This is a genomic window from Roseateles sp. P5_B10, assembly GCF_056400485.1.
This window is the reverse complement of sequence record NZ_JBFULE010000529.1, coordinates 1-3,746: the sequence shown is the minus strand read 5'-3', so window position 1 is coordinate 3,746 and position 3,746 is coordinate 1. Positions and strand designations below refer to the sequence as shown.

Below are 3,746 nucleotides of genomic sequence, written 5' to 3'. Positions count from 1 at the left end.
TTGCAGCAGGTTGTTCGCCCCACCTTGGCGGATGTGCTCGGGCCTGACGCCCAGCGTGACCTTGTCGCCGACCTTGGCGGCGCTGCCATCGACCAGCGCGCGCAACACGACATGGCTGCCGCTGAGCTTCACATCGACGTGGCCCGCCTCGATGGCGGCCAGCTCACCCTCAATGAAGTTCATCTTCGGGCTGCCGATGAAGCCTGCCACGAAGAGGTTGCGCGGATGCTCGTACAGCTCCAGCGGCGAGCCGACCTGTTCGATCTTGCCGGCCGACAGCACGACGATGCGGTCGGCCAGCGTCATGGCCTCCACCTGGTCGTGGGTCACGTAGATCATGGTGGTTTTCAGATCCTCGTGCAGCTTGGCGAACTCGTAGCGCATGCGCACGCGAAGGGCGGCATCGAGGTTCGACAGCGGCTCGTCGAACAGGAAGACGTCGGGCTTGCGCACGATGGCGCGACCGATGGCGACGCGCTGGCGCTGGCCGCCGGACAGGTCCTTGGGCTTGCGGTCCAGCAGGTGCTCGATGTGCAGGATCTTGGCCGCGTTGCGCACGGCCGTCTCGATCTCGGCCTTGGGCACCTTGGCCAGCTTCAACCCGAAAGCCATGTTGTCGTACAGATTCATATGCGGGTAGAGCGCATACGACTGGAACACCATGGCGATGCCGCGTTCGCTGGGCGGCACGTCGTTGACGACGCGCCCGCCAATGGTCAGCTCGCCGCCGGTGATCTCTTCCAGGCCGGCGATGGTGCGCAGCAGCGTCGACTTGCCGCAGCCCGAGGGGCCGACGAAGACCATGAACTCGCCGTCGCGGATCTCCAGGTCGATGCCGTGAAGGATGCGGATGTCGCCATAGGCTTTCTCCACGCCGGTCAGTCGAACGTCTGCCACTTCTCTCAAGAAACACCCACCAAATAGTTGATCTGCAAAGAGGTTTCAGGCGGTCTGGGCCACGGGCACGATCTGCATGCCGAGTTGCTSAGCCCGCTGCCGCAGGTTCCTSAGCACCCGCTCCCGGTAGCGCTCCTCGAAGTAGTCCTGACCCGCATCGGTGTACTCCTGGCCTTTGCTGAGCATCGCGTAGATCAACCGCGCCAGCTTGTGAGCCGCYGCCRTCACCGCCTTGCCCTTGTCCATGCGCGCGCACAGCCGCCGGTAGTACGCCCCCAACGCCGACTTGCTGGCCCTGAGCGCTGCCGCCGCCAGCCTCAGCGCCTGCGCTGCGCGGTTGGCCACCCGCTGGGTCTTGCCGCTCACCACCTTGCCGCCCGTGATCTTCGTGCCCGGGCACAAACCCAGCCACGACGCGAAGTGCTTGTCGCTGGCGAAGCGGCTCATGTCGATGCCCACCTCGCTGACGACGACCAGCGCCGTGGTCACGTCCACGCCATCGATGCGCGTGAGGTCCACACCGCACATGCGGAACAACTGGCCACGCAGGTCGAACCTGGGGGCGTTGCGAGCGCGCCCGCGCTTCTTGCCCTTGGCCGGCTCGCCTTCACAGCGTTGCAGCGCCTGGAGCTGGGCTTGGATCTCGGCGTCGCACTCGGCGAGCTGCGTGCCGCAGAAGTCGAAGGCGGCCAGTGCCTGCTTCAGCGCGAACAGGTGCTCCGCCCGCCAATTGCCCAACAGGCTGGCGGCAATCTCGTCGGCGCTGGCGTGGATGCGCGTGTTCTTCAGCGCTGCCAGCCGTTGGCCGTCCCGCTCGCCCGCGACGATGGCGCGCAGGATCTTCTGGCCCGTCTCGCCCACCACGTCGGCGATGACGTTGGCGAGTTGGATGTTCATCTGCACCAGCGCCTTTTGCATGTGCTGCACGCAGCGCGCCTGGGTGCGCAACGTGGTGGCGCGCTGGCGCGTGAGCGCGCGCAGCACGCACACCGCGTCGGCCGGGCGGAAGGCACCGCGCAGCAGCCCGAAGCTCATGAGCTGCTGCAGCCACTGGCAGTCCAGCACATCGCTCTTGCGGCCCGAGACGTTCTTGACGTGCCGGGCGTTGACCAGCAGCACCGTGAAGCCGCGCCGCTCCAGCAGCTCGAACAGGGGAATCCAGTACACGCCGGTGGATTCCATGGCTACCGTGTCCACGCCGCAGGCGTCGAGCCAGTCGGCCAGCCGCGCGAGCTCGGCGGTGAAGCTCTTGAACTCACGCACAGGCTGGTCGTCGCGGTCGGGTGGGACGGCCACGAAGTGCGAGGCGCTGCCGATGTCGATGCCAGCAGCGTTGGGGTGGGTCAAGGACAGGGTGCTCTGCGAGCGAGCCCGATTGCGCGAAGCCATGTTGTCCTCCAAGATGAGTGGTGGAACGTGGCGCCGGATCGGGTGTGTCGTCTAGATCACTCTCTCAAACGGGATATCGCCGCGCGAGCCCAAGGCCCGCATGACGATTCACCAATGTCGATGACGCAGCCCATGACCACGCTAACCCGCGGGCAATGTGCACCATTGCTGCTTCGGTCTTCCCCGGCGCCACGTTCCACCGTGCCACGATGCAGCGCACTGCGCCAGGTGTTTCTTCCGGACGATTTGCGGGCGAGGCGGGCCGATTACTCCGCTAACCWTTCAATCAACCGGACATGCCCCGGCAAGCCGGGTCATGCCGGTTATCTCAAACGTTAGGCGTCGCGTACATCAGCCATGTCGCTCCCGCAGTTCTCCTCACCGACCAATGCCCGAATAGGTAAGGGCTTGCTGGCACTGGCAGTGTGCCTCGGACTTCTCTCGGCATGGCGCTGGTACGTCGAGGCGCAATTCCTAAAGGCGGCCAGCGTTGCTCAAGGTCTAGTCGTTTCCACAAACAGGAAGATGGACAGCGCTGAGGTTGCGTACCAAGACAACAACGGCGTCAGCCACAAGCTCACTCCTTGGGTCAAAGCCTCTTCTCGCAGGTATGCGGTCGGAGAGAAAGTTGAGGTCCTATACCTTCCCGATGATCCAGTGGTGGCCAAGTTCAATGAGCCGATGCAAATATGGGCAACAACGCATCTGCTCCTGCTCGTCTCGGCGATCGCGGGAAGCATCGGACTTCTCACATACAAGAAGATCATCACTTGGGGGCCGCTAGTTCAGAAACGCCTCAAGGTTGGTCTCTAGCGGCGTGGCTGCGACGCCTAACCCTGTGCTGCAGCGGACGGCTTCGCCGTCCGCTGAGCTTTCACGTTAGCCGCCACATGGAGCGCATCATCGCCGTCCGTGCCGAAATCAACCTCTTCGATGGAAGTCGTAGCGGGAAGACTTCCGGATACAAGTCCGGCATTCGCCCGAACCATTTCTTCGAGGGGCAATCATCGAGCATCGTCGGTGACATTCATTTTGAAGGCCAAGACTTGCTGGTGCTCGGCGGAACGTGCGTTGCAATCGTCCGCTTTCTCTACCCGGAATGGTTCCCACTGCTGGTTCCAGGTGTCACATGGCGCCTACATGAGGGTTCGCGTCATGTGGGAGACGGCCGCGTTCTTGAGGTGCAAGGTGGCGGCTAACCGTTCATTGCAGCCGACCTGCGCCAGCTCCGCTGGCTGGTCGGCTGAACTTCGACGTTAGACGGCTATGGGACGAGCAGCGCTTGTTGAGATTGATCTTGCGAAGGCGAGCACCTCTGAGGAACTTCAAGCGCTCTTACGGGATTCGCTCGACTTCCCTGGTTGGTATGGCTGCAATTGGAACGCCTTCTGGGACGCTATCACCGGCCTAGTCGAAATGCCGGAGACACTTCGCTTCGTCAGTTGGACAGACTTCAGTTC

The 3,746-nt window shown here is 63.4% G+C and carries 5 protein-coding genes; 3 read left to right on the top strand and 2 right to left on the bottom strand.

Going from position 1 to position 3,746, the window contains the following annotated elements; all coding sequences use genetic code 11:
- On the bottom strand, positions 1–897 hold an 897-nt coding region (locus tag AC1DU6_RS23235; protein ID WP_477859927.1), incomplete at its 3' end, for an ABC transporter ATP-binding protein.
- Positions 898–942: 45 nt separating this feature from the next.
- A complete protein-coding gene (locus AC1DU6_RS23230; RefSeq protein WP_477859926.1) occupies positions 943–2,286 on the bottom strand; it encodes an IS110 family RNA-guided transposase in 1,344 nt (447 codons plus the stop codon).
- Positions 2,287–2,643: 357 nt separating this feature from the next.
- Here AC1DU6_RS23230 and AC1DU6_RS23225 point away from each other — a divergent pair, with 357 nt between their 5' ends.
- The 3 genes from AC1DU6_RS23225 to AC1DU6_RS23215 form a co-directional block, all read left to right on the top strand.
- The gene (locus AC1DU6_RS23225) at positions 2,644–3,099 is read left to right on the top strand and encodes a DUF3592 domain-containing protein (protein WP_477859924.1); all 456 of its coding nucleotides are present in this window, start codon (positions 2,644–2,646) and stop codon (positions 3,097–3,099) included.
- Positions 3,100–3,176: 77 nt separating this feature from the next.
- Positions 3,177–3,485, top strand: a complete 309-nt coding sequence (locus AC1DU6_RS23220; RefSeq protein WP_477859922.1) for a hypothetical protein — start codon at positions 3,177–3,179, stop codon at positions 3,483–3,485.
- 67 nt (positions 3,486–3,552) lie between these two features.
- Positions 3,553–3,746 (top strand): barstar family protein (locus AC1DU6_RS23215; protein ID WP_477859920.1); only part of this gene is annotated, 194 nt, incomplete at its 3' end.